At 63.5% G+C, this 20,587-nt stretch carries 16 protein-coding genes and 1 pseudogene; 7 read left to right on the top strand and 10 right to left on the bottom strand.

Annotated features, from left to right (window positions below; all coding sequences use genetic code 11):
- The first annotated feature begins 99 nt into the window (after positions 1–99).
- On the top strand, positions 100–411 hold the full coding sequence (locus VRB54_RS15285; RefSeq protein WP_338481116.1) for a cupin: 312 nt from the start codon (positions 100–102) through the stop codon (positions 409–411).
- 51 nt (positions 412–462) lie between these two features.
- On the opposite strand, the gene VRB54_RS15280 is transcribed toward VRB54_RS15285, so the two are convergent.
- Positions 463–891 (bottom strand): VirK family protein, encoded by a 429-nt coding sequence (locus tag VRB54_RS15280; RefSeq protein ID WP_338477865.1) that lies wholly within the window; start codon positions 889–891, stop codon positions 463–465.
- A 240-nt stretch (positions 892–1,131) separates the two neighbouring features.
- On the opposite strand from VRB54_RS15280, the gene VRB54_RS15275 reads away from it, so the two are divergent.
- On the top strand, positions 1,132–3,534 hold the full coding sequence (locus tag VRB54_RS15275) for a TonB-dependent receptor (protein WP_338477864.1): 2,403 nt from the start codon (positions 1,132–1,134) through the stop codon (positions 3,532–3,534).
- A gap of 16 nt (positions 3,535–3,550) precedes the next feature.
- On the opposite strand, the gene VRB54_RS15270 is transcribed toward VRB54_RS15275, so the two are convergent.
- The 5 genes and pseudogenes from VRB54_RS15270 to VRB54_RS15250 all read right to left on the bottom strand — a co-directional run bounded on the left by VRB54_RS15270 (position 3,551) and on the right by VRB54_RS15250 (position 10,075).
- Positions 3,551–4,414, bottom strand: coding sequence for a LysR family transcriptional regulator (locus VRB54_RS15270; protein WP_209983072.1), 864 nt, complete (start codon positions 4,412–4,414; stop codon positions 3,551–3,553).
- A 271-nt stretch (positions 4,415–4,685) separates the two neighbouring features.
- A complete protein-coding gene (locus VRB54_RS15265; protein WP_338477863.1) occupies positions 4,686–5,441 on the bottom strand; it encodes an alpha/beta hydrolase in 756 nt (251 codons plus the stop codon).
- 106 nt (positions 5,442–5,547) lie between these two features.
- A pseudogene (locus VRB54_RS15260) lies at positions 5,548–6,959 on the bottom strand (efflux transporter outer membrane subunit).
- The gene (locus VRB54_RS15255; RefSeq protein WP_338477862.1) at positions 6,952–8,925 is read right to left on the bottom strand and encodes a MacB family efflux pump subunit; all 1,974 of its coding nucleotides are present in this window, start codon (positions 8,923–8,925) and stop codon (positions 6,952–6,954) included. The pseudogene VRB54_RS15260 and the gene VRB54_RS15255 overlap by 8 nt, the downstream one beginning before the upstream one ends.
- A gap of 1 nt (position 8,926) precedes the next feature.
- Positions 8,927–10,075 carry an efflux RND transporter periplasmic adaptor subunit gene (locus VRB54_RS15250; protein WP_338477861.1) on the bottom strand — a complete coding sequence of 383 codons (1,149 nt, stop codon included), beginning with the start codon at positions 10,073–10,075 and terminating at the stop codon, positions 8,927–8,929.
- A gap of 281 nt (positions 10,076–10,356) precedes the next feature.
- On the opposite strand from VRB54_RS15250, the gene VRB54_RS15245 reads away from it, so the two are divergent.
- The 5 genes from VRB54_RS15245 (at position 10,357) to VRB54_RS15225 (ending at position 15,600) form a co-directional block, all read left to right on the top strand.
- Positions 10,357–10,839 (top strand): sigma-70 family RNA polymerase sigma factor, encoded by a 483-nt coding sequence (locus VRB54_RS15245; RefSeq protein WP_338477860.1) that lies wholly within the window; start codon positions 10,357–10,359, stop codon positions 10,837–10,839.
- Between the two features lie 120 nt (positions 10,840–10,959).
- On the top strand, positions 10,960–12,297 hold the full coding sequence (locus VRB54_RS15240; RefSeq protein WP_338477859.1) for a lysine N(6)-hydroxylase/L-ornithine N(5)-oxygenase family protein: 1,338 nt from the start codon (positions 10,960–10,962) through the stop codon (positions 12,295–12,297).
- Positions 12,298–12,397: 100 nt separating this feature from the next.
- Positions 12,398–13,618 (top strand): putative DNA modification/repair radical SAM protein, encoded by a 1,221-nt coding sequence (locus VRB54_RS15235; protein WP_057007625.1) that lies wholly within the window; start codon positions 12,398–12,400, stop codon positions 13,616–13,618.
- Positions 13,615–14,448, top strand: a complete 834-nt coding sequence (locus tag VRB54_RS15230) for a TIGR03915 family putative DNA repair protein (RefSeq protein ID WP_338477858.1) — start codon at positions 13,615–13,617, stop codon at positions 14,446–14,448. The genes VRB54_RS15235 and VRB54_RS15230 overlap by 4 nt, the downstream gene beginning before the upstream one ends.
- 258 nt (positions 14,449–14,706) lie before the next feature.
- A complete protein-coding gene (locus VRB54_RS15225; protein WP_338477857.1) occupies positions 14,707–15,600 on the top strand; it encodes a GNAT family acetyltransferase in 894 nt (297 codons plus the stop codon).
- 126 nt (positions 15,601–15,726) lie between these two features.
- On the opposite strand, the gene VRB54_RS15220 is transcribed toward VRB54_RS15225, so the two are convergent.
- The 4 genes from VRB54_RS15220 to VRB54_RS15205 all read right to left on the bottom strand — a co-directional run bounded on the left by VRB54_RS15220 (position 15,727) and on the right by VRB54_RS15205 (position 20,585).
- Complete coding sequence (locus VRB54_RS15220; protein WP_338477856.1) at positions 15,727–16,746, bottom strand: branched-chain amino acid aminotransferase; 1,020 nt, start codon at positions 16,744–16,746, stop codon at positions 15,727–15,729.
- Between the two features lie 145 nt (positions 16,747–16,891).
- Positions 16,892–18,271, bottom strand: a complete 1,380-nt coding sequence (lpdA, locus tag VRB54_RS15215; RefSeq protein ID WP_338477855.1) for a dihydrolipoyl dehydrogenase — start codon at positions 18,269–18,271, stop codon at positions 16,892–16,894.
- Between the two features lie 4 nt (positions 18,272–18,275).
- Positions 18,276–19,526, bottom strand: coding sequence for a dihydrolipoamide acetyltransferase family protein (locus VRB54_RS15210; RefSeq protein ID WP_338477853.1), 1,251 nt, complete (start codon positions 19,524–19,526; stop codon positions 18,276–18,278).
- Positions 19,527–20,585 (bottom strand): alpha-ketoacid dehydrogenase subunit beta, encoded by a 1,059-nt coding sequence (locus tag VRB54_RS15205; RefSeq protein WP_338477852.1) that lies wholly within the window; start codon positions 20,583–20,585, stop codon positions 19,527–19,529.
- Positions 20,586–20,587 lie beyond the last annotated feature (2 nt).

Raw genomic sequence — 20,587 nt, 5'->3', positions numbered from 1 at the left:
TGTGCGTTGAAACCCAGTGAGGCATAAATGGTTTTTCAATCTCACCGGATAAAATTGTTAAGCCAAACAATGCGTTATCAGCCACCAGGGAGAAAACGATTGAAGGTAATCCGAAGTAAAGAGTTCACCGCTGCTCGCGCATGGGGGGCACTGGATATTGCAAACATGCACGGCACGACAGTGCGTCTTCATTGGACGGATCAGCCTTACAAGTGGCATGTGAACGATGGCGAGGAAGTATTTGCGGTTCTGGACGGCGTTGTCGAAATGCACTATCGCGATCTAGGTATTGAACACATTGCTGTGCTGTCGGCGGGGGATGTGTTTTTTGCGGGTATCGGTTGTGAGCACGTTGCTCACCCTCTTGGCGAAGCTCGAATACTTGTCATTGAGCGCGAGGATAGCGTGTGATTGAGAGCGGGCTGGTCCGATGCCGCCAGCGCACTCTCAACCCTCCTGAATTCAACCCCCCGCAAAAAAACTCAAACCCTTGCCAATACCGCATTGATACGTGAGCGTTTTATCAATCTGCCGGTAATCGGGCACCGAGAATATCGTCATGCTGAATTCGGCACTGCCATCCGGGTGCACCCGATAGCGCAAAAATTGATTAATAGGCTTGCCGTCACGGTTCACGCTGAAATGATCGTCGGCGAATGCCAGGGTGCCGTCTTCGGTCACGCGAAAGGCGTCAATACGCAGCCCTCCGCGGGTTTTGGTGGGCTCAACGTCGCTCGATCCCGGTTTGCAGAGCCCCAGGTCAAGCACCACGGAGACGGACTTTCCGGTCAATAACGACTGTGTCACTGCGGGCAAGTCGGGTAAGGCCTCGCTGGCCCAGCTCATGGCGGGGAATGACATGGCGAGCAAAAACAGGCAGGACTTGTTCATAGTGTCTCCAGTAACAGTCAGGGTGGGAGCAGGTTCTCTGTAGCGGTTTTTTACAGTACGCCGCGTGGATGAACGTTGCAGTGCGGTCTTGCCCACAGAGCGGCTAGCCAATTGACGAGTTGTTCAACTGAATGTTCCCCAGCACCTGTTTTCGATGGACTCTGGTATTGCGCCTGCGCCTGTCCCTTTTTTCACTTCACCTGTCATACCCGGTAAGTGAACAAAATCGAGAGCCTTCCCATGTCCGCCGTTTTGCCCCCGCGCTTGCGCCCTTTGTTCCGTTTGAGCCTGATGCTGAGCCTCAGCGTCAGCCCGCTGTTCGTTTCACTCAGCTACGGCGATGACACCACACGCCGCAGCTATCAGGTACCCGCCGGTAGCCTGAGCGCCGCGCTGACCCGGTTTGCCGGCCTGGCTGGCGTCAACCTGTCGGTGGACCCTGCGCTGGTCAGCGGTCGCAACAGCAGCGGTCTGACGGGCGAATATGGTGTGGAGGAGGGGTTTGCTCGCCTGTTGCAAGGTTCCGGCCTGCAGTTGCAGCCGATGGGTGAGCAGGCGTTCATGCTGGTGCCGGCGCCCGAAGGCAGCAGCCTGCAACTGGCGCCGACGTCTATCCTCGCCACCAACTACCTGGCGGGCGGTGATGCCTATGCCGGTGGGCAGGTTGCGCGCCGCGGCTCGCAGGGTTTGCTGGGCGCGCGGGACTTCATGGAAACGCCCTTCAGCATGACCACCTACACCCAGGAGGCGGTCAAGAATCAGCAGGCGCGCACGCTGGGCGACCTGATTGCCAGCGACCCTTCAGTGCGCACCACCAACCCGGCGGGTGGGCGGTACGAGCAGTTCACCATTCGCGGTTTCAGCCTGTTCAACAGTGATGTGTCCTACAACGGCCTGTATGGCGTATTGCCGACGTACACGATTGACATGGAAATGGCCGACCGCGTCGACATCCTCAAGGGCCCGAGCCAGTTGATCAACGGCATCTCGCCGCGCGGCAGTGTGGGGGGCGGCATCAACGTGGTGCCCAAGCGGGCGACCGACAAGGATATCAATTCATTTACCGGCACCTGGGCTTCGGGCAGCCAGGCGGGCGGGGCGGTGGATATTGGCCGTCGGTTCGGCGAGGACAATAAGTTCGGCATTCGTTTCAACGGCGTGAAGCAGGCCGGCGACACCGAGTGGGACCACCAGAGCGTCGACCGCGAGATGGCCGTGCTGGGCCTGGATTTTCGCGGCGAGCGCCTGCGTCTCTCGACTGACATTGGCCGCACCGAGCGGGACACCGACGCGCCTCAGGAGCGTGTGCAGGTGGCCGCCAATGCCAGGGTGCCAAGCGCCAGCGATGTGCGCCGCAACTACGCGCAGTCCTGGAGCAAGGCCAGCACCAACGACACCTTCGGCACGTTCAATGGTGAGTTCGACCTCAGCGACAATGTGATGCTGTACGGCGGGGTGGGCGCGCGCAAAAGTAACCACGACTTCCTGCGCCATGCGGTGTCGGTCAGCAATAACGCCGGCGATTTCAGTGTGCAGCCGCGTGATTTTACCCGTGACGAAAATGTGCGCACCGCCACCGCCGGCGTGCGCAGCTGGTTTCACAGCGGGCCGGTGAGCCATGAGGTCAACCTCGCGGCCAGCTACTTCTACATGGACTTTGAAAACGGCGGCGCGCGCTATGCGGCGGCGCCGAGCAACCTCTACAACCCCGTGCAAACCCCGACGCCTTCGCGGCCGACGCGTTTTGACTCCAAGGTGTACACCGAAAACACGTTCAGCGGCCTGGCGTTGTCCGACACCCTGGGCTTTTTTGACGACCGCCTGCTGCTGACCTTGGGCGCACGATGGCAGCGCGTGAAGGTCGACGACTGGACCGACAACGTCAAAGGCGCCACCGCCTATGACGAAGAAAAGATCTCACCCTCGGGCGGCGTGCTGTTCAAGGCCACCGACACCCTCTCGCTGTACGCCAACTACATGGAAGGCTTGAGCCAGGGCAAGATCGCGCCGTCCACCTCGATCAACGAAGATGAAATCTTCCCGCCCTTTATCAGTCGTCAGGTTGAGGTGGGCGCCAAGTACGACGCCGGCGCCTTCGCTGTGACGGCGGCGGTATTCCGCATCAAGCAACCGGCCTACGAAACCAATGCCGGCTCGCGGGTGTTCGGCCCCAATGGCAAGCGGCAGAACGAGGGGGTTGAGCTGAGCCTGTTTGGCGAGCCGCTCAAGGGCTTGCGTCTGCTCGGCGGCGTGATGTACATCGACAGCGAATTGACCCACACCACCAACGGCACCTTCGACGGCAACCGCGCGCCGGCAACGCCCAAGTACAACGTCAATCTGGGTGCTGAGTGGGATGTGCCGAGCCTCGAAGGCCTGACCCTGACCAGCCGTGGCATCTATTCCAGCTCCCAGTACCTGGACCAGGCCAACGTCAAGCAGATCGATGCCTGGAACCGCATCGATGTCGGCGCGCGTTACGCCTTCAAGGTGGATGACAAGCACATCACCCTGCGCGCAAACGTTGAGAACGTGGCCGACAAGCGCTACTGGAGCTCGGCCGGTGCCTCGGATGACAGCGAGCCGGGTTTGACCCTCTCGACGCCGCGCACCTATCTGTTGTCGGCCACGGTCGATTTCTGAGTTGACACAGGGGGATTCAGATCAGCGGGTCCCAGCGCTGTGACCAGTCACTTTCCGCCCTGACCACCTCGCGCAGCAGTGCCAGTGCCTGCTGCAACACGGCCGAGTCCCGCGCCCGCGCGTACACAAGGTAAGTTGGAAAGCTGAACTCCGGCGCCTTGGGTACACGCTGCATCACGCCGCTGTCCAGGTAGCTCTGCACCACGCGCGTGCGGAAATACCCCGCGCCGCCATTCTCCAGAATGTACTGCAAGGCCAGCGGCCCCACATTGAAACTCAACGCCGCGCGAGCCTTGTCGGGCAGGGCGGCGTCGTGCTGCTGGCGAAAGCCCGGGCCCCAATCGATATACACGTAGGGCGCCGGCTTGCTCACCAATTGCACCAGGATCAGTTTTTCTTCGAGCACCTGCTCCACCTGCAAACCCGGCCAGTACTGCGGCTGGAACACCAGCGCGGCGTCAAGCACGCCCAGTTCCAGTTGGCGCAGCAGGTGCTGGCCTTCGCCGATTTCGGTGCGCAGTGCATGCCCGGGAATGTGTTCGCGCAGGGCTTGGGCCCAGCCCAGCATCAGCGGGTTGCACAGGCTGACCTCGCCGCCGATGTGCAGCATGTTGCGATAGCCTTCGGGCAATGGCAGGTCGCGGCGCGCGGCCTCCCAAGTCTGCAGCAACTGGTTGGCATACACCACGAAGGCCTCGCCGTCGGCAGTCAACCGCGCACCGGCGCGGTTGCGGATGAACAGCGTGCTGCCCAGTTGGCTTTCGAGACTCTTGACCCGCGCGGTAATGGCCGTCTGGGTCACGTGCAGCTTCTCGGCCGCCGCCGCCAGGCTGCCGCAGCGGATAATTTCAAGAAAGGTGCGAGCCAGTTCGATGTCCATAAAATGCCTTGCGATTGAGTCCGGGCATTGTAGTGGAATGCGTGGGGCTGTGAGCGTTCGCACTCCTGTGGCAAGCCCCAGTGCCGTCCACTCAAGCGCAGATTCTTTGTGGCGAGCAGGCTTGCCCTGCGTTGGGCTGCGCAGCAGCCCCAAACCAGGGCCCGCGCAGTATCTGGCCCTGCGCAGTTGGCCTGCGAAGGGGGCGCTTCGCACCCCAGCGCGGGGCAAGCCCGCTCGCCACAGAGTTGCGGTCACTTGGGATGGGCGGTTGTTATTCCCACGCCCCGCGGTCCAGGCAGCGCGCGGACGCAGGCGGTTGTTTGCCGTCGGCGAGGAAGTCGCCAAGCCAACGGGTCACGCAGCCATTCACGTCGGCGCTGGAGGCGTCCTTGAGCAGCAATTGCTCCACCCCTGTGGCCATCGGCGAGCCTTTGCTCGCGTTCACCAGCACCATGCGTGCGACCCGCTCGGGAAACAGCGAGCCATACCGGCTGCCGAGCAGGGTGGCGTCGGCATTCCCCACAAAGCTGAGCTGCACCTCGCCCAGTTGCCCGCGCACGTATTCCATGTCCTGCGCGACCTGCTCGACCGCGTTGTCCTGCGACAGGTCACGCACGCTCAGTTCGATCACGTCATACCGGTCAACCAGCTTGCGGTACGCCGGTGTCGCCAGGGATTCCCAGCGGCTGGCCAATTGCAGTGCGAAATGCACGCCGCTGGCCGTGCCTGATGTGCCCGGCTGGATAAACACCACGCCTTCGCGGTTCAGCGGCTGCCGGGCACCTACCCGGGTCAGGGTGAGATTCACGCGCCCGCGCCCGGGGGCGGCATGGTCGCGCGGCACGCTCACCTGACCGCACTGGGTGCGCGCCACCACCTCGGGGTCCAGCGGCACAACGCCGGAAAAGGGGCAATCCAGCAGCCAGTCAATTGCGGTCGGCGCGATCAACGGATCGGCCAGCAACAGGGGAGCTGCAAGCCAACAGCCGAGGCCGGCCAGGCATTTTGCTAGAGCGCGGAGTTTCATCAAGGGGTTCGGTCAGCCGTGAGATAGCGGCTTTTTTACCAAGGACCCCAGTCTGGATAATGTAGGGTGAATAAACGGTTTGTGTAGGAAAGCGGAGATTCGTTTATCAACTGTCGGTATTCCAGCCGCCCCCCAGCGCCTTGAACAGCGCGATGCTGGCTTGCAGGCGCGACAGCCGCAGTTGCACGTTCACGTCCTGGGCCGCGTACAGGGTGCGCTGGGCCGCAAGCAGCGTCAGCCAGTCTTCGGCGCCGGCCTGGTAGCGGCTTTCGGCGATCCGCAATGCCGTCTGCGCTTGCTGCAATTCTTCGTCCTGCCATTGGCGCTGCTGGTCCAGGCGCGTGATGCTGCTCAGGGATTTCTCCACATCGGCAAAGCCATTGAGGATGGCGGCGCGATAGGTTTGCAGCAATTCATCCTGGCGTGCACGGGCCTTGTCGCGCTCGGCGCTTAAACGGCCATGGTCGAAAATCGGCGCCACCAGGCCGGCCGTCAGCGTGTAGTAGGGGCTGCGCAGGATCTCTGCCGCCTTGTAGGCATCTGAGCCTACGGTGGCCCCCAGGGTTACGGCGGGCAGCATGGCAGCGCGGGCGACCGTGACATCTGCCCGGGCCGCCGCCAATTGTGCCTCGGCCCTGGCCAGGTCGGGGCGCCGGATCAGCAGTTGGCTGGGCACGCCGGGGCCGATGCTCGGCCACGTCAGCGTGTGGAAGGGTTCGGCCTCCAGCGCCAGAGCCTGCACCGGTTGGCCGAGCAGGGTGGCCAGGCTGATCAGCGATTCTTCGGCCAGTTGCTGGATCAAGGGCACCTGGCGCTGCTGTCCGGCCACCAGGCTTTTCTGCTGGGCCAGTTCCAGCGCCGTGGCTGAGCCTGCGTCGTAACGGGTCTGCACCAGCTTGAGCACGTTGCGTGCGTTGGTCAGGTTCAGCTCGGCAATCTGCAGGCGCTCGCGTGCCGCCAGGGTTTGCGCATAGCGGTCGGCGACGTTGCCGAGCAGGGTCAGCTCCACGGTGGCCCGGTCGGACTCGCTGGCGCGCAACCCATAGAGGGCGCTGTCCCGCGCGGCGGCGCGTCCCCCCAGAAGTCCACTTCATAGCTGGCGCTGAAATTGGCGCCGAAGTTGTCGACGGCATCATCATTCTGCGACACATCCAGGTCGGGGCCACCCTTGCCGCGCAGCAGTTTCTGATGGCCGGTGGCGAGGTTGAATTTCACCTCGGGCAACAATGGCGCCCCTGCAATCACGGCGCTCGCCTGGGCCTGGCGCACTCGCGCCATGGCAGCGGCAACATCGAAGCTGTCGCGTCGAGCCTGGTCGATCAGCCGATTGAGCTGCGGGCTGCCAAACTGCGTCCACCAGCGCTGGTGGGTCGCCCGGGACGCATTGCGCTCGGCGAATTGCCACGCGGCGGGCGCGGTGATGCCGCCGTCGACGACCGGCGGGTTGCCGCCGCAGGCGCTGAGCAGCAGGCACAGGCTGACGGCCGACAGGTGCGGGATAAACGAAGATTTATTCACTGGTCAACGCCTTGACTGGATCGAGCCGGGCCGCTTTTCGCGCCGGCATGAAGCCGAACAGCACGCCGGTGACCAGCGCACAGCCAAACGCGCCGAGCACCGCCAGCAGCGAAAACTGCACCGCCACCTTGGCCAGCACCAGCACACCGCCCACCAGCAATGCCAGGGCAATGCCGAACAGGCCGCCCACCACCGAGAGCATCACCGCCTCAGTGAGAAACTGGCGCAGAATGTCGCGCTGGCGCGCACCGGTGGCCATGCGGATGCCGATTTCACGGGTGCGTTCGCGCACGGTCATCAACATGATGTTCATCACGCCGATCCCACCCACCAGCAGGGAGATCGCGGCAATCGATCCCAGCATCAGCGACAGCGTGTTCTGCGTGTGCGCCTCGGCCTGGATCATCGCCGCATTGTTGGTCAGTTCGAAGTCGCGCTTGCCGTTGTGCAGCTTGAGCATCAATTCATTGATGGCCTGTTCGGCCTCGCGCACCTTGCGCGCATCGGCGGCGGCGATCACCACGTATTCGGGGTTGTAGCTGCCAAACAGGCGCACGCTGGCGGCGGTGTAGGGGATGGCGATGCGGTCGTCGCTGTCCTTGTTGCCGGAGCTTGCGCCTTTTTCCGCCAGCACCCCGACCACCTGGAACGGCACGTTCTCGATCAGGATGTACTGGCCGATGGGATTGGCCACATCCTTGAGCAGCTTCTGGCGCACACGATGGCCGATCACCGCCACCGTGGCGGCATTGCGTTCGTCGGCTTCGCTGAAATAGCTGCCCTCGACCACCGGCCAATTGAAGATGCCGGGGAAGTGGGTGTCATTGCCGCCCACATACGCCATGTAGTCGACATTGCCAAAGCGCACCCCGGCATCGCTGCCATTGACCGGCATGATGCGCTGCACCTGAGGCAGCGTGGCCAGGGCGGCAACGTCACTGAGGCTGACCACCCCCTGCGGCGTGCGCGGGTTGGGCGAGGTGCCGCTGAGGTAGAGGATGTTGGAGCCGAACGCGCCCATCTGCGCCATCACCTGGCGCTTGCTGCCTTCGCCCACCGCCAGCATCACCACCACCGATGCCACGCCGATGATGATGCCCAGCAAAGTCAGCGCGGTGCGGAAGCGATTGATCCACATCACGCGCCACGCCGCTTGCACGGCGTCCACCAGTTCGGCCTTCCAGGCGCCGTTGTGTTCGGCGCCGTCGGCCAGGCGCTGGCGCAGGTCCACGGCCTGCAGCACGTTGCCGTTGGCCGATGTCGGCACGCTGCTGTCGCTGTCGGCGGAATCGCTGATGATCAGGCCATCGCGAATCTCGATGATACGGTTGGCGCGCGCCGCGACTTCGCGGTCGTGGGTGATCAGAATCACCACATGGCCCTGGCTAGCCAGTTCGTCGAGCAGGGTCATGACCTCGGCGCCGCTGTGGCTGTCGAGGGCGCCGGTGGGTTCGTCCGCAAGGATGATATGGCCGCCGTTCATCAAGGCGCGGGCGATGGACACCCGCTGCTGCTGGCCGCCGGAAAGCTGGTGCGGGCGGTTGGCGGTGCGCTCGGCCAGGCCCAGCCGGGTGAGCAGGGCGTTGGCGCGCGCATGACGTTCGGCGGCGCTGATGCCGGCGTAGATCGCCGGCATCTCGACGTTTTCCTGGGCCGAGCCGGAGGGAATCAGGTGGTAGCCCTGGAACACGAAACCGAAGGCTTCACGGCGCAGCCAGGCCAGCGCATCGCCGTCCAGGTGCGCGACGTTTTCTCCGGCGAACAGATAGTCGCCCACGGTCGGGCGGTCGAGGCAGCCGAGGATGTTCATCAGGGTGGACTTGCCGGACCCGGACGCGCCGACGATGGCGACGAATTCGCCGGCATGGATCGACAGGTCTATGCCGCGCAGCACATCCACCTGCGGGCTGTCGCCGCCGCCGTAGGATTTGCGGATGTTCTTGAGTTCGATCAGCGGCGGGGTCACCTCAACCTCCGCTGCCGTCGACCGGGCCGATCAGCAGGTGATCGCCCTCGCTGAGGCCGTCGAGCACTTCGACCCGCAGCCGGTCGCTGATGCCCAGGCGCACCTGGCGCTCCTCGATGCGCCCGTTCTGCGCGACCACGCGGGCCGAGCTGCCGTGCAAGGCGGCGACCGGCGCGGTGAGGGCGTCCTTGACCTGGCCGGCGACGAAAAACACCTGGGTGGTCATGTCGGCCATCAACGCGTTGTCGGTGTTATCCACGTCCAGCAGCACGGTGTAGAGCACCACGCGGCCGCTGCCGCTCTTGCTGCTGGGGCTGCCGCCGCCCTGGCTGGTTTCGTTCAGCGGCTTGGGCGGAATCGGCAGGATTTGCCGCACGGTGCTGGTCCAGCGACGGCTGCCGCCACTGAGCGTGGTGAAGTAGGCGGTCATGCCCGGTTTGACGTGGCCGATGTCGGCTTCCGACACCTCGGCCCACACCGTCATAGGCGACAGCCTGGCGATGCGCAGGATCAAGGGCGTCTGCTGCTGGGCGTTGAGGGTCTGGCCGACGCGGGCATCCACCGCCACCACCGTTCCGCTCATCGGCGCATAGATGCGTGTGTAGCCCAGCTCGGCTTCGTCACTGCGCAGGCTGGCCTGGGCCTGGCGGATCTGCGCCTGAAACATTTCGACCCGCGCCTGGGTGGCGCTCAGCTCGGCCCTGGCGGCTTGCACGTCTTCTTCGCGCGTGGCGTTACCTGCCGCCAGGCGCTGCTGACGTTGGAATTTCTGCCGCGCCAGTGCGTGCAGGGCCTGTTGTTCCTGCAATTGGGCCTTGAGATTGTCGATGGCGTAGCGACTGGCGTCGAGTTTGGCTTTTTGTGTGGAAGGGTCGATCTCTACCAGCAGTTGGCCTGCCTTGACCTGATCGCCGGCCTCAACATGAATGTCGCGGATCTGCCCCGACGCCTGGGCACCCACGTCCACGTACCTGCGCGGTTGCAGGGTGCCCAGTGCGGTGACGCTACTTTCAATGTTGCCGCGCGTGACGGTGACGGTGGTCAGCGCATCGCGGCTCGGCGGCAAGTTGTACCAGGTGATCAGCGCGATGAGGGCAATCAGGCACGCCACAGCAGGCAGGGCGCGTCGGGCGAGGCGAGGGCGTTTCATGCGTGGGTTCCAGCCGGGAGGTATGGCCGCAGTCGCGGAGAGCTGACTGTTATACGAGGGCATGGCGCGCAAATTTAGGCGGTTACACAGGCTGTAACAGCGCCGATGAATAAAAAAAGGCGCGTCAATGCGAGACTTCTTTAAAAGTAGATGAGAATTACTATAAATTGCACGCACTCAAACTGCCATCACGGTGGCTTGCCTGCAGGCGCGGACAAGCTTGCGTCTGCAGGGGTGTTCTTATTCAAGAGTCTTATCGCTGCGCGACACGGACGGGAGTCATGTTGGAAAACTACTATCGCGAGCTGGTGTGTTTCCTCAACGCCAAGCTGGGCAACCGTCAGGTGGCCGAAGATGTGGTGCATGACGCTTACGTGCGGGTGCTGGAGCGCACCAGCGACACGCCCATCGACCAGCCCCGCGCATTTTTGTACCGCACCGCGCTGAACCTGGTGATCGACGGCCACCGGCGCAACGCCCTGCGCCAGGTCGAGCCACTGGAGGTGCTCGACAGCGAGGAGCGTTTCGCCAGCGGCTCGCCCCATGCCAGCCACGATCAGGCCCAGCGCCTGGACATGCTCGAACGCGCCCTGGCCGAGCTGCCGAGCGCCTGCCGCGACAGCTTCCTGCTGCGCAAGCTCGACGGTTTGTCCCACTTGCAGATCGCCGAGCGCCTGTGCATTTCCCGCGCGCTGGTGGAAAAACACATCGTCAACGCCATGAAGCACTGCCGCGTGCGCATGCGCGAGTGGGACGCGCACTGATCAGCTGTTAGTTAAATTTTATTTCACTGTCCTCGTTTCCTATCAACACACGGCCTGTTGTTCAGGCCTTGACGGTATTCCCGCCCCGTCCGCCAAGGGGCTTATCCAGAGGACACTGGAATGACACAGGCAATTGCTTCGCCCGCGGTTCACGACCTGATCGGTATCGGTTTCGGCCCTTCGAACCTGGCGCTGGCCATCGCCCTGCAGGAGCGTGAAAAAGCCCAGGGTAAACTGGACGTGCTGTTTCTCGACAAGCAGGCCGACTACCGCTGGCACGGCAATACCCTGGTGACCCAGAGTGAACTGCAGATCTCCTTCCTCAAGGACCTGGTCACCCTGCGCAACCCCACCAGCCCCTATTCCTTTGTCAATTACCTCAAGGCCCACGACCGCCTGGTGGACTTCATCAACCTTGGCACCTTCTATCCGTGCCGCATGGAGTACAACGACTACCTGCGCTGGGTGGCGGGGCAGTTCCAGGGCCAGGCCAACTACGGCGAGGAAGTCCTGGCCATCGAACCGATCCTGCATCAGCAGCAGGTCGAGGCGCTGCGCGTGATCTCCCGCGATACACAAGGCGAGCAGCACGTGCGCACCACCCGTTCGGTGGTGGTCAGCGCCGGCGGCACACCGCGTGTGCCTGATGCGTTCAAGGCGCTCAAGGATGACGGCCGCGTCTTCCACCATTCCCAGTACCTGACGCGCATGGCCCAGCAACCGTGCGTTGAGGGCAAACCGATGCGCATCGCAGTGATCGGCGGCGGCCAGAGCGCGGCCGAAGCCTTCATCGACCTCAACGACAGCTTCCCCTCGGTGCAGGTCGACATGATCCTGCGCGGCTCGGCGCTCAAGCCGGCCGATGACAGCCCGTTCGTCAACGAAGTGTTCTCGCCGGCCTTTACCGACCTGGTGTTCCAGCAGGTCGGTGCCGAGCGTGAGCGACTGGTGGCCGAGTACCAGAACACCAACTATTCGGTGGTCGACCTGGACTTGATCGAACGCATCTACGGCATCTTCTATCGCCAGAAGGTCTCGGGCATCGCGCGTCAGGCGTTCCGCACCATGACCGTGGTCGAAAAAGCCAGCGCCGGCCCGCTGGGCATCGAACTGGCCCTGCGCGACAACGCCACTGGCGAAACCAGCGTCAGCCACTACGACGCGGTGATCCTCGCCACCGGCTACGAGCGCCAGATGCACCGTGAACTGCTGGCGCCGCTGCACGCCTACATGGGCGATTTCGAAGTGGCGCGCGATTACCGCATCGTCACCGACGAACGCTGCAAGGCGGGTATTTACATCCAGGGGTTCAGCCAGGCCAGCCATGGCTTGAGCGATACCTTGCTGTCGGTGCTGCCGATCCGCGCCGATGAGATTGCCGCCTCGTTGTATGAAAACGATCGTCATCGTGGTCAAGGCCGCTCGGTCCAGGACCTGCTGCTGGCCACCGCCAGTTGACCTCCCTTTGTAGGAGCGAGCACGCTCGCTCCTACAGACGGTACTTGTGACACCGTCGGGCCGCTGATACTGTACAAAAAACCAGTATCGGTAGCCTTTCATGCAGTTGATCGAAAAACTCAGCATCCTCGCCGACGCCGCCAAGTACGACGCCTCCTGCGCCAGCAGCGGCGCGCCCAAGCGCAGCTCGGAAGGCAAGGCGGGGCTGGGCTCCACCAACGGCATGGGCATCTGCCACAGCTATACGCCCGACGGCCGTTGCGTGTCGCTGCTCAAGGTACTGCTTACCAATTTCTGCCTCTACGACTGCCAATACTGCGTCAACCGCCGCTCCAGCGATGTGCCCCGCGCACGGTTCAGCCCGGAGGAGGTGGTCACCCTGACCCTGGACTTCTACCGGCGCAATTGCGTCAGCGGGCTGTTTCTCAGTTCCGGCATCATCCGCTCGTCGGACTACACCATGGAGCAACTGGTGCGGGTGGCCAAGCTGCTGCGCGAAGAACACGACTTTCGCGGCTACATCCACCTCAAGACCATCCCCGATGCCGACCCGGCCCTCATCGCCGAGGCCGGGCGTTATGCCGATCGCCTCAGCGTGAACATCGAGCTGCCGACCGAAGCCAGCCTGCACACCCTGGCGCCGGAGAAGCAGATTGTCTCCATCAGGCAGGCCATGCAGACCATCTACACCGGCGAGCAAACCGTGCGCAACGAACCGCGCGCGCCACGTTTCGCCCCGGCCGGGCAGAGCACGCAGATGATCGTCGGCGCCGACGACACCGATGACAGCACTATCCTCCACGGCGCCGAAGCGCTTTACGGCAATTTCAAGCTGCGCCGCGTGTATTACTCGGCGTTCAGCCCGATCCCCAACAGCCCGAAAAGCGTGCCCCTGGCCGCGCCACCCCTGATGCGCGAGCACCGTCTGTACCAGGCGGATTTCCTGTTGCGCAGCTACGGGTTCAGCGCCGGCGAGCTGCTTGCCGGCCCCGGCGATCTGGCGCTGGATATCGACCCCAAGCTGGCCTGGGCGCTTGAGCATCGCGAAGTTTTCCCCCTCGACCTCAACCGCGCCGAGCCGACCCTGATCGCGCGCATCCCGGGCATTGGCCTGCGTACCACCCAGCGGCTGGTCGACCTGCGTCGCGAACGCAAGATCCGCTTTGAAGACCTGGCGCGCATGCGCTGCGTGCTGGCCAAGGCCAAGCCGTTTTTCATCACCAGCGACTACCACCCGCAACAGGCCGAAAGCACCAGCGTGCTGCTGCGCGAGCAATTGCGCGACCGCCCGGCGCCGCAGCAAATGGGCCTGTGGGGATGATCAGCCTGGAATGCGACAACCTGTTCAGCACCTGGCGCGAACAGGCGCGCTGGCTGCTCAGCCATCAGGTCGACCCGAGTCAGGTGAGCTGGGGCGCGACGGAAGTCGCCGACCTGTTTGCCACCGACCAGGCCATTCCTGACACGCCGGGGCCGTTCCAGGCGCGGATTCCCAAGGCGCTGATCGACCTGCTGGAGTCTGCCGCGTGTTATCACGGCGACCAACGCTGGAGCCTGCTCTACGAGGTGTTGTGGCGGGTCAGCCATGGCGACCGCACCGCGATGCTAGCCGGCGACAAACTGGGCAGTGAGTTGCAGCGGCGCATCAAGCAGGTGAGTCGCGAGGCGCACCATTTGCACGCGTTCGTACGCTTCATCGCGCTGCCCCCCGAGGCGGGTCCGCAGTTACCGGAATACGTGGCCTGGCACGAGCCGGCCCATGACATATTGCACTCGGCCAGTCAGCACTTTATCGGGCGCATGGGCCGCCACCGCTGGATGATTGCCACGCCGCTTGATGGGGTGTATTACGACGGCGAGCAGTTGATTCATCAACGCAAGTGCCCCGAGGCGTGGCAGCAACTGGCGCAGAATGTCGAAGACCCCCACAGCGCCATGTGGCTGACCTATTACAGCCACATCTTCAACCCGGCGCGGCTCAACCCCAAGGTCATGGAAGGGCACTTTCCCAGCCGGTTCTGGAAGAATCTGCCGGAGGGCAAGTTGATCCCGGGGCTGATCACCGAAGCGCGCACGGGCAAGCAGAAAGACGGGCAGGCCAGTTTGATCGGCGCCAAGCCTGGTAAACGCATCTCGAGCGGGCAGGGTTAAAACCCGTGGGAGGCATTTGCACGGTAGCGCAGCAAGCCGGAACGTCTATGGCAAGCCCGCTCGCCACAGTAATGTGGCTGCCTGAAATTTCAGGCTTTAAAATCAACACGTTATTGTGCGCTTGATAAAAGCGGGCCTGCTCGCGACGACGCTGGATTGGTGGTCATCTTCAGTGATTGATACGCCGCATTCGCGAGCAAGCCCGCTCCCACATTGGTATTGTGGCGTTTGCTTAACCGCCGTCAGCCAGGAGGAATCATGTCTACCGCCGTTCGCCTCGCCCAAACCGCCGATGCCGAGGGCATCAGCCAGGTCATCCTGGCGGCCTTGCACAGCAGCAATGCGCGGGATTACCCGGCCGATGTGATTGCCCGGGTGGCGGGCAACTTCAGTCCCGAGGCGGTGCTGACGCTGCTCGAACGCCGCGTCGTGCTGGTGGCCACTCAGGATCAGACCATCGTCGCCACGGCGGCCCTCGACGGCAATGTGGTGCGTTCGGTGTTCGTCAACCCGGCGCTGCAAGGGCAGGGCATTGGCCGGCTGCTGATGATCGAAATCGAACTGCGGGCCCGTGAAGCCGGCGTAACGGTATTGAGCGTGCCGTCCTCGCTGACGGCCGAGCCGTTCTATACCCGGCTGGGGTTTCACACGGTACGCAACGTTTACCACGGCAATGAGCGCACGCTGGTGATGGAAAAGGCGCTGTCGTCGCGCCACCCCATCGGGCTGTATCGCGACCGTCAGCATCGCGCACAGGTGGCGGCGTTATGGCGGGAAGCCTTTGGCTACGACACCGCGCATAACCTGCCAACCCTGGCCATCGATAAAAAGCTGGCGGTCAACGACGGTTTGTTTTTTGTGGCGACGGATAAAAAAGCCGTGATTGGTACGATTCTCGCCGGGTATGACGGTCATCGCGGCTGGTTGTATTCGGTGGCGGTGCATGCGGACTATCGTCGGCACGGCCTGGGCTCTTCACTGGTGCGCCATGCCGAACAGGCGTTGACTGCGCTGGGTTGCATGAAGATCAACCTGCAGATCAGCGGCGGCAATGAGGCCGTGGTGGGGTTCTATGAGGCGCTGGGGTATGGCGTGGAGCCGAGGACCAGCATGGGCAAGAAGATTGCCGAGAATATTCCGCCGCCCTCCTGAGAGCGCTGCAAGCAAATGTGGGAGGGGCTTGCTCCCGATGGCGGTGTGTCAGTCAATACAGGTGCTGACTGACCCATTGCCATCGGGAGCAAGCCCCCTCCCACAGTGTTTTGCGGTGTTGCCGGATCAGACCTTGACGATCCAGCCCGCCGGCGCTTCAACATCGCCAGTCTGCACGCCGGTCAGCTCTTTGTAGAGCTTCTGGGTGACCGGGCCCACTTCGGTTTCGCTGTGGAACACATGCATCTTGCCGTTGTACTGGATGCCGCCAATCGGCGAAATCACGGCAGCAGTACCGCAGGCGCCGGCTTCCTTGAACTGGTCCAGCTTGTCGATGAACACGTCGCCCTCGACCACGGTGAGGCCCAGGCGGGTTTCGGCCAGTTCGATCAGCGACAGGCGGGTGATGCCCGGCAGCACCGACGGCGACTTCGGCGTGATGAACTGGTTATCGTGGGTGATTCCGAAGAAGTTGGCCGAGCCGACTTCCTCGATTTTCGAGTGGGTCATCGGGTCGAGGTAGATCGCATCGGCGAAACCGGACTTCTTGGCTTCGGAACCCGGCATCAGGCTGGCAGCGTAGTTGCCACCGACCTTGGCGGCACCGGTGCCTTGTGGCGCGGCGCGGTCGAAGGTGGAAATCTGGAAGTTGTGGGGCACCAGGCCGCCCTTGAAGTAGGCGCCGACCGGGATGGCAAAGACCGAGAAGATGAACTCCGGCGCCGTGCGCACGCCGATGTTGTCACCAGTGCCGATCACGAACGGGCGCAGGTACAGCGCGCCGCCGCTGCCGTATGGCGGGACGAACCGCTCGTTGGCCTTGACCACTTGTTTGCAGGCGTTGATGAAGTCTTCGGTGGACACGTGCGGCATCAGCAGGCGCGCACAGCTGCGCTGCATGCGCGCGGCGTTCTGGTCCGGGCGGAACAGGTTGATCGAGCCGTCCTTGCAGCGGTAGGCCTTGAGGCCTTCAAAGCACTGCTGACCATAGTGCAGGGCGGTGGAGCCCTCGCTGATGTGCAGCACGTTGTCGTCGGTCAGGGTGCCTTCCTGCCATTCGCCGTTTTTCCAGACCTGGAGAAAACGTTTGTCGGTCTTGATGTAGTCAAAACCCAGCTTGTCCCAATTGATGCTTTCGTTACCCATGACACCCTCTATCTCTGGTCAAGTCGGTTTTTTCTGGATGGTGGCAACAATACTGCATTCTTGGCCGGTGTGGGAGCCACAGGGTGGACAGCTTCAGCCTCTGTATCGCCATCGCTGGCTTGCCTGCGATGGCCCCATCCCGGTTTTACAGGTGCAACGCGTGACCCAAAGCCCTTAATGCCGCCTCCTGCACCGCTTCGCCGAGGGTCGGATGGGCGTGAATGGTGCCCGCCACATCTTCCAGGCGCGCGCCCATCTCCAGGCTCAGGCCAAACGCGGTGGACAGCTCCGACACACCCACTCCCACCGCCTGCCAGCCGACAATCAGGTGGTTGTCACGCCGCGCTACCACTCGCACGAAGCCACTTTTGGACCCCAGTGTCATCGCCCGCCCATTGGCCGCGAACGGGAAGCTTGCCACGATGCAATCCAGGCCTGCGGCCGTGGCGTGCTCCGGGGTCTTGCCGACCACCACCAGCTCCGGGTCGGTGAAGCACACCGCCGGAATCGCCGCCGGGTTGAATTCGCGGGCCTTGCCGCTGATCAGTTCGGCGACCATTTCGCCCTGGGCCATGGCGCGGTGCGCCAGCATCGGCTCGCCGCTGAGGTCGCCGATGGCATACACGTTGCGCATGCTGGTCTGGCAGCGGCTGTCGATGTTGATCGCCGCGCCGTTCATGTCCAGGTTCAGCGCTTCGAGGTTCCAGCCTCGGGTGTTGGGGGTGCGGCCCACGGCCACCAGCACCTGGTCGGTGTCCAGGGACAGGGTCTCGCCATTCGGATCACGCACCTGCAGGCGGTTGTCGGCAAAACCGGTCACGCTGTGCTGAAGGTAAAGCGTCACGCCCAAGTGCTTGAGCGAATCGGCCACCGGCTGCGTCAGCTCGGCGTCGTACGCCGGCAGGATGCGATCCTGCGCCTCAACCACGCTCACGTCCGCCCCCAGCTTGCGATAGGCAATGCCCAGCTCGAGGCCGATATAACCGCCACCCACCACGATCAGGCGCTTGGGCACCCGTTGCGGCGACAGCGCTTCGGTGGACGAAATGATCGGCCCGCCAATGGGCAGCATCGGCAGGTTGACGCTTTTCGAACCGGTGGCCAGCACCAGGTGTTCGCACTGGATGCGCTGGTCGCCGACCTCGACGGTCTTGCCGTCCACCACCCTGGCCCAGCCGTGGATCACCTGCACCTTGTGCTTCTTCAGCAGCGCGGCGACACCGGTGGTCAGGCGGTCGACGATGGCGTCTTTCCATTCCACGCTTTTCTGAATGTTCAGGGTGGGCGCAGCCACTTCGATGCCCAGCGCCGACCCCTGGCTGTGATGCTCGGTCTGCTGAAATTGCTCGGCCACATGGATCAGTGCCTTGGACGGAATACAGCCGATGTTCAGGCAGGTGCCGCCCAGGGCCTGGCCTTCCACCAGGATGGTCGGGATGCCCAGTTGGCCGGCGCGAATCGCCGCCACATAGCCGCCGGGACCGCCGCCGATGATCAGCAGCGTGGTGTGTAATGTCTGGGTCATGCCCTTACTCCAGGAACAGGCTGGCGGGTTGTTCGAGCAGGCCGCGAATGGCCTGGATGAATTGCGCCGCGTCCATGCCATCGACCACGCGGTGATCGAAGGAACTGGAGAGGTTCATCATCTTGCGCACCACGATCTGGCCCTTGACCACCATCGGCCGCTCAACGATACGGTTGACGCCGACAATGGCCACCTCCGGCAGGTTCAGCACCGGTGTGCTGACGATGCCGCCCAACGCGCCGAGGCTGGTCAGGGTGATGGTCGAGCCGGACAGCTCCTCACGGCTGGCCTTGCCGTTGCGCGCAGCGGCGGCCAGTCGCGCGATTTCCTCGGCATTGCCCCACAGGCTGCGCCCCTCGGCGTGACGCACCACCGGCACCATCAGGCCGACATCGCTCTGGGTGGCAACGCCCACATGCACCGCGCCCAGGCGAGTAATCACCTGAGCCTCGTCGTCGTAACGCGCGTTGATCTGCGGAAACTCCCGCAGCGCGACGACCATGGCCCGCACGATAAACGGCAACAGGGTCAGCTTGCCGCGGGTGGCGCCATGCTTCTCGTTAAGGTGTACGCGCAACTCGTCCAGCGCCGTCACGTCGATTTCTTCCACATAGCTGAAATGCGCGGCGCGGCGGGTGGCGTCCTGCATGCGCTGGGCGATCTTGCGGCGCATGCCGATCACCGGGATCTGCTCTTCATCGTGGCGTTCGGCGTAAGGGTTCGACGCCATGGAAGCCTTCGCCGAACCCTGTTGCAGATACGCGTCGAGGTCTTCATGCAGGATTCGCCCGGCCGGGCCGGAACCCTGCACCAGGCGCAATTGAATGCCGGCATCCAGCGCATGCTTGCGCACGGCGGGGGAGGCCAGCGGGCGTTCGTCGCCTTCACGGGCCACCGGCGCTGCTGCGGGTTTCGCTTGCGTCACCGGCAGCGCTGGTTTGGCGACCACCACCGGAGCGGTCTGCACGGGCTCGCTTGCAGCCACGGCCGGCGCCTCTTTGGCATTGCCCGCGCCTTCCACTTCAATACTGATCAGTACACTGCCCACGGCCATCACTTCACCCGGCTCGCCGCCGAGGGCAATCACCTTGCCGTGCACCGGCGAGGGAATGTCCACCATCGCCTTGTCGGTCATCACATCCGCCAGCACCTGGTCTTCGACGACCATGTCGCCGACCTTTACATGCCACACCGACAACTCAACTTCTGCGATGCCTTCGCCAATGTCCGGCATCTTGATAACGTGCGTGCCCATTCAGACCTCCATGACCCGTTTCAACGCCGCGCCCACGCGGGTCGGCCCTGGGAAATACGCCCACTCCTGCGCGTGCGGGTAGGGCGTGTCCCACCCGGTGACGCGCTCGATTGGCGCTTCCAGGTGGTGGAAGCAGTGCTCCTGCACCAGCGCCACCAGCTCGGCGCCGAAGCCGCAGGTGCGCGTGGCTTCGTGCACCACCACGCAGCGGCCGGTCTTTTTCACCGACTTGACGATGGTGTCCAGGTCCAGCGGCCACAGGCTGCGCAGGTCGATGACTTCGGCGTCGATGCCGGTTTCTTCGGCGGCGACCTGCGATACGTACACGGTGGTGCCATAGGTCAGCACGGTCACGGCGGACCCCGTGCGCACGATGGCGGCCACGTCCAGCGGCACGGTGTAGTAGCCGTCCGGCACTTGCGCCTGCGGGTGTTTCGACCACGGCGTCACCGGGCGGTCGTGGTGGCCGTCGAACGGGCCGTTGTAGAGGCGCTTGGGCTCAAGGAAGATCACCGGGTCATCGTTTTCAATGGAGGCGATCAACAGGCCTTTGGCGTCGTAAGGGTTGGACGGCATCACCGTGCGCAGCCCGCACACTTGAGTGAACACCGCTTCGATGCTCTGGCTGTGGGTTTGGCCGCCATAGATGCCGCCGCCGCAGGGCATGCGCATGGTCAGCGGCGCGGTGAACTGGCCGGCCGAACGGTAACGCAGGCGCGCGGCTTCGGAGATGATCTGGTCGGTGGCGGGGTAGACGTAGTCGGCGAACTGGATTTCGGCGACCGGGCGCAGGCCATACGCGCCCATGCCCACAGCCACGCCGACGATGCCGCTTTCGGAGATCGGTGCGTCGAACACCCGCGAGCTGCCGTATTTGGTCTGCAAGCCTTCGGTGCAGCGGAACACGCCGCCGAAGTAGCCGACATCCTGGCCGAACACCACCACGTTGTCGTCGCGCTCAAGCATCACGTCCATGGCCGAGCGCAGCGCCTGGATCATGGTCATGGTGGTGGTGGTCATGGCGGTTTCCACTTCGATGCTGTTGTTGTGATCGTTCATGG

The sequence above is a fragment of the Pseudomonas trivialis genome, from assembly GCF_036864995.1.
GTDB lineage: Bacteria > Pseudomonadota > Gammaproteobacteria > Pseudomonadales > Pseudomonadaceae > Aquipseudomonas > Aquipseudomonas trivialis.
This window is presented reverse-complemented; position numbering and strand designations above follow the sequence as displayed.